Source organism: Bizionia sediminis, from assembly GCF_042684585.1.
GTDB lineage: Bacteria > Bacteroidota > Bacteroidia > Flavobacteriales > Flavobacteriaceae > Algorimicrobium > Algorimicrobium sediminis.
Map to the genome: position 1 here is coordinate 1 of NZ_JBHULS010000012.1, position 4,567 is coordinate 4,567.

Sequence of the window (4,567 nt, forward strand, 5' to 3'; positions counted from 1 at the left end):
TGATTTCGTTGTGATCAGTTAGGAGTTAAAGTTAGTAAATAAAAACGAGATTTAGGTATTGGATAATTTTTCGCAAGCAGGTAAGAACCAGCAATGAATTATACACATTGTTAGGCACTGGTTTTTACGTTCAGATGTTCGCTTGTTGATTTGGTTAAATTTTTCGAGTTAAAAATTACTTAATTAAACATCAAAAATGTTGTAAAAAAAATCGACACTAGCCGGGGAGATTTCCAGAAGTTGCTTGGTCACTTATCTTTTATTCTCGGAAGGCGAATCATACGTTATCAGATTAAAATTTAAGGGTCAATATTCATGAAGTGGCTCGTCAATTTTTGTCGTCAAAGGTGATAAGCCAAAACTTGAAGTTTTCCTAAAAGTTCTATGAATAAAAATGACCCTGGGCGGGTTTGGAATCAGCTTTTGCGAGCGGCTAATCACTCACAGTGATTTAATCAATCGTAATGAGTTTTTTTAAATTTCTTAAAGTTTGCGAGTTTGCAAGGTCCGTTGCTGCTCGTTTCAACTTGTGCCTAACGGTCTAGTGTATGATTTCGTTGCGGTCTGTTAGGAGTTAAAGTTAGTAAATAAAAACGAGATTTAGGTATTCGATAATTTTTCGCAAGCAGGTAAGAACTAGCAATGAATTATACACATTGTTAGGCACTGGTTTTTAGGTTCAGATTTTCGCTTGTTGGTTTGGTTAAATTTTGGAGTTTAAAAATTGCTTTATTAAACATCAAAAATATTGTAAAAAAAAAATCGACACTAGCCGGGGAGATTTCCAGAAGTTGCTTGGTCACTTATCTTTTATTCTCGGAAAGCGAATCATACGTTATCAGATTAAAATTTAAGGGTCAATATTCATGAAGTAGCTCGTCAATTTTTGTCGTCAAAGGTGATAAGCCAAAACTTGAAGTTTTCCTAAAAGTTCTATGAATAAAAATGACCCTGGGCGGGTTTGGAATCAGATTTTCCGAGCGGCTAATCACTCAAAGTGATTTAATCAGTCGTAATGAGTTCTTTTTTTTAATTTCCAAAAGTTTGCGAGTTTGCAAAGTCCGTTGCTGCTCGTTTCAACTTGTGCCTAACGGTCTCGTATAACCGTCAGTTACGGGATTAAAGTTAACTAATTTTCAGATTAAACACTGACGTTAGCAATTCCGAGTGGATTCGGACGTAGTCGAATCCGCCGTAATTGCGGTTATACATTGTTGGCTACAGTTTTTTTAATTCGTTGTATTAGACTTTCGGTTTTTAATCGTTCAAAATCCTCTTTTAATTTTTTCCATTCGCGATAATCAGCGTCCACTTGTTCAGGTCTTTTTCCTCCAACTTCTGAATGATTAGTTACGTGATTTAACAATTCCAAGTGAGAAAGTCTTTTGGTCAATTTTCGATTCAGCTTTTCATTCCGATTGAATAGAGTTTGTAACTTTTCCTTTAGTTCATTCGGATAGAGAGTGAGTAATTCAGCCGAACCTAATAAGTTGTTCTCAATATTAGATTCAGTCAGTAAAATCCATAACTGTTCAAAATTTGGCTCTGGCATTCGTACAAATCCGTATTCATTGCCCCAACCTAAATCCCACAATATTTCATTTTTCCATAATATTCCGTTTTTGTCAATAAAGTGGTCTGTTCCATCAACTTTTTTTAGCCCAAAATCTTCGGGCTTACTTTTATTATATCTAAAAGAACCGATAAAGTGTTTTTGGTTTATGTCAATTATTTTCGGGTTCATCGCTCAAATTGTAGCCAACGGTCTAGTGTATGATTTCGTTGCGGTCTGTTAGGAGTTAAAGTTAGTAAATAAAAACGAGATTTAGGTATTGGATAATTTTTCTCAAGCAGGTAAGAGCCAGCAATGAATTATACACATTGTTAGGCACTGGTTTTTAGGTTCAGATGTTCGCTTGTTGGTTTTTTAAAATTTTTCGAGTTAAAAATTACTTTATTAAACATCAAAAATATTGTAAAAAAAAAAATCGACACTAGCCGGGGAGATTTCCAGAAGCTGCTTGATCACTTATCTTTTATTCTCGGAAGGCGAATCATACGTTATCAGGTCAAAATTTAAGGGTCAATATTTATGAAGTAGCTCGTCAATTTTTGTCGTCCAAGGTGATAAGCCAAAAGTTGAGTTTTACATAAAGTTCTATGAATAAAAATGACCCTGGGCGGGTTTGGAATCAGCTTTTGCGAGCGGCTAATCACTCAGAGTGATTTAATCAATCGTAATGAGTTTTTTTAATTTCTTAAAGTTTGCGAGTTTGCTAGGTCCGTTGCTGCTCGTTTCAACTTGTGCCTAACGTGTTTGTATATGATTAGTGGCGTGTTTAAGCACCTAATTTAGTAAATAAAAACCGAATAGAAAATCCGCGAGGATTTTCGTAAGTAAGCCAAAACCAGCCATTAATTATATACGGTGTTAGCTGTAGTAATTTTCTTCATTCCTATTATTGTTATAATAATTCCAATTCCAAATGACATCCAATAACAAATGTCAAAATTATAACCAATCAGCCAATTATCATAAGAGGTTCCAATATTGTTTGTCGTAAAAATAATTAAATTTACAATGAAATGAAGTATTATACAATAACCGATTTTTTTAGTTTTCAAATATATTGTTCCGAGTATAATTCCGCTTATGAAAGTCGGTATTAAGTTATTAGGTGTTTCAATATGCATTATTGAAAAGCAAATACTTGAAACAGTTATTGCTAAAATGGGTTTATTCTTTCCTAACAATTTATCTAATAAAAATTTTCTGTAAAATAGTTCCTCGACAATTGGTGCAATTAATAATGCGGAAATCAGACTGTAAATTAGAGCAATATTATTGTTAGAACTAACAAAGTTATCATTTGTAGAAATTCCTTGATAATATTCCATTATTTTATTGAAATCCCAAAAAGGTTTATTTATTAGTAACAAACCAATTCCAATTAGAGGTAAATACAAATATATTTGAGGTTTATAATTCTGAACTGTAAGAGCTTTTTTAAAATCAAAACTTGGTTTCCAAAAGAAAAAATAAATGAGTAAAAATGCTCCAACAACAGATACAATTTTAGTTATTCCAAATATATGAGTGAAGTCATCTGGTTCTCCAATCAAATATTTAATCGGAAGAAGTATTGCGAGTTGAATTATTGTCCAAAATACAAACGCTAAAACTGTATATAAAAATGCTTTAATTATACTCATTAATTTTGTGGGGTCGATTTGGTTTTTATTACAGCTAACGGTCTGGTGTATGGCTCGTTGCGTATAAATTAGCGATTATTTTTCTGTTGGGCACAAGCCAGATTTTTAAATTTTACTATTTATCTTTTTATTGGAAATCGTCAAATTTAAAAATTTGGCGACTTTCCAAATACGCCTTAACTTCGATTAAGCAACTGAATAGCAATGAGCTATACACGTTGTTGCCCACAGTATTTTTCGCTATCAATTTTGCATTTTCATTGGCTGAATTCCGACAATTTTATTTTTGTCATCGAAAATAACCTTAATCATTTCTTTTGGCGGACTGTTTTGGTCGTCTTTATACTTGTATTGAAGCATTGCAAAAGCTTTACCGTTCATTGCCATTTGAATTCCGCTGTAAATCAGTTCAATTTCTCGGTCAAATTCAATTCCTGAAATTAATACATTAATCTGTTCGTCCGTCACTTGGTCAATTATCATTTCAGACAAATAACTTTTTGATTTGGTAAAATTCTCATCCTTTAGTGCAACAATAAATTTTTTCGAGATTACATTCAAGCTATCAATTCGCTCTTCAGTTAATTCGGGCGTAACTCGTTCTTCCTTTTTTGTATTTCTTATGTAAAGTCGTATTCTATGAGTTGGCGAAGTTGTAGCCATTCCACGCTTTTCATAGTAATTTGAAACATTAGCGTACATCTCAATTTCTGTACTATCGTTTGGAAACCATTTTACATTTTTCTTCAATCCGCCTTTTATATTATCATTAGCTATTTTTAAATCTGTTAAATCGCCTTCTGAAACAGGTTCTCCATAAATATCCGCAATCATTTTTTCCATTTCGTTGAATTTACGAATAAGAGCCTTTTGATATTTTTTTGATTTTTTGTCATTCGTATTTGCTTTCAAAGTCAATAAGCTCTCGTCCCATTCATAAAGTATATAAGACATTGTACTGTCTTTTTTCTTGAAATAATAATGTCCGACTAAATCGGAAATAACCTTTTGTTCACGCTTAAATTTTATTGGTTGAGCATTTTCAGCAGAAACGTGGTTTCGGATATTCGGTATTTGCTCACTTCCTAAATTCTGCTCCATTTCAAGATATTCATTTAGTGTTGTATTGTGAATATCAAAGTTAAATTCTTGTCCAAAAACAGTAATTCCAATTAATAAAAATCCAAGTGTTAATGTTTGTCTCAAAGTTTTTTTCATATTTTGGGCAACGGTCTAGTGTATGATTTCGTTGCGATCTGTTAGGAGTTAAAGTTAGTAAATAAAAACGAGATTTAGGTATTCGATAATTTTTCGCAAGTAGGTAAGAACTAGCAATGAATTATACACATTGTTA

General features: G+C 32.6%; 3 protein-coding genes. All 3 read right to left on the minus strand.

Translation table 11 applies throughout. The features are described from left to right. Window positions 1–1,204 precede the first annotated feature (1,204 nt). The gene (locus ACFSQP_RS12945) at window positions 1,205–1,744 is read right to left on the minus strand and encodes a hypothetical protein (RefSeq protein ID WP_376895178.1); all 540 of its coding nucleotides are present in this window, start codon (window positions 1,742–1,744) and stop codon (window positions 1,205–1,207) included. A gap of 671 nt (window positions 1,745–2,415) precedes the next feature. Then, entirely contained in the window at window positions 2,416–3,213 is a 798-nt protein-coding gene (locus ACFSQP_RS12950) for a CPBP family intramembrane glutamic endopeptidase (RefSeq protein ID WP_376895180.1), read from the minus strand. Window positions 3,214–3,456: 243 nt separating this feature from the next. Then, a complete protein-coding gene (locus tag ACFSQP_RS12955; RefSeq protein WP_376895182.1) occupies window positions 3,457–4,431 on the minus strand; it encodes a hypothetical protein in 975 nt (324 codons plus the stop codon). Between the last annotated feature and the right edge of the window lie 136 nt (window positions 4,432–4,567).

Excerpts from the sequence above, each read along its gene's own strand:
- ACFSQP_RS12945 (WP_376895178.1), bottom strand. The coding sequence starts at position 1,744 with ATGAACCCGAAAATAATTGACATAAACCAAAAACACTTTATCGGTTCT.
- ACFSQP_RS12955 (WP_376895182.1), bottom strand. The coding sequence starts at position 4,431 with ATGAAAAAAACTTTGAGACAAACATTAACACTTGGATTTTTATTAATT.
- ACFSQP_RS12950 (WP_376895180.1), bottom strand. The coding sequence starts at position 3,213 with ATGAGTATAATTAAAGCATTTTTATATACAGTTTTAGCGTTTGTATTT.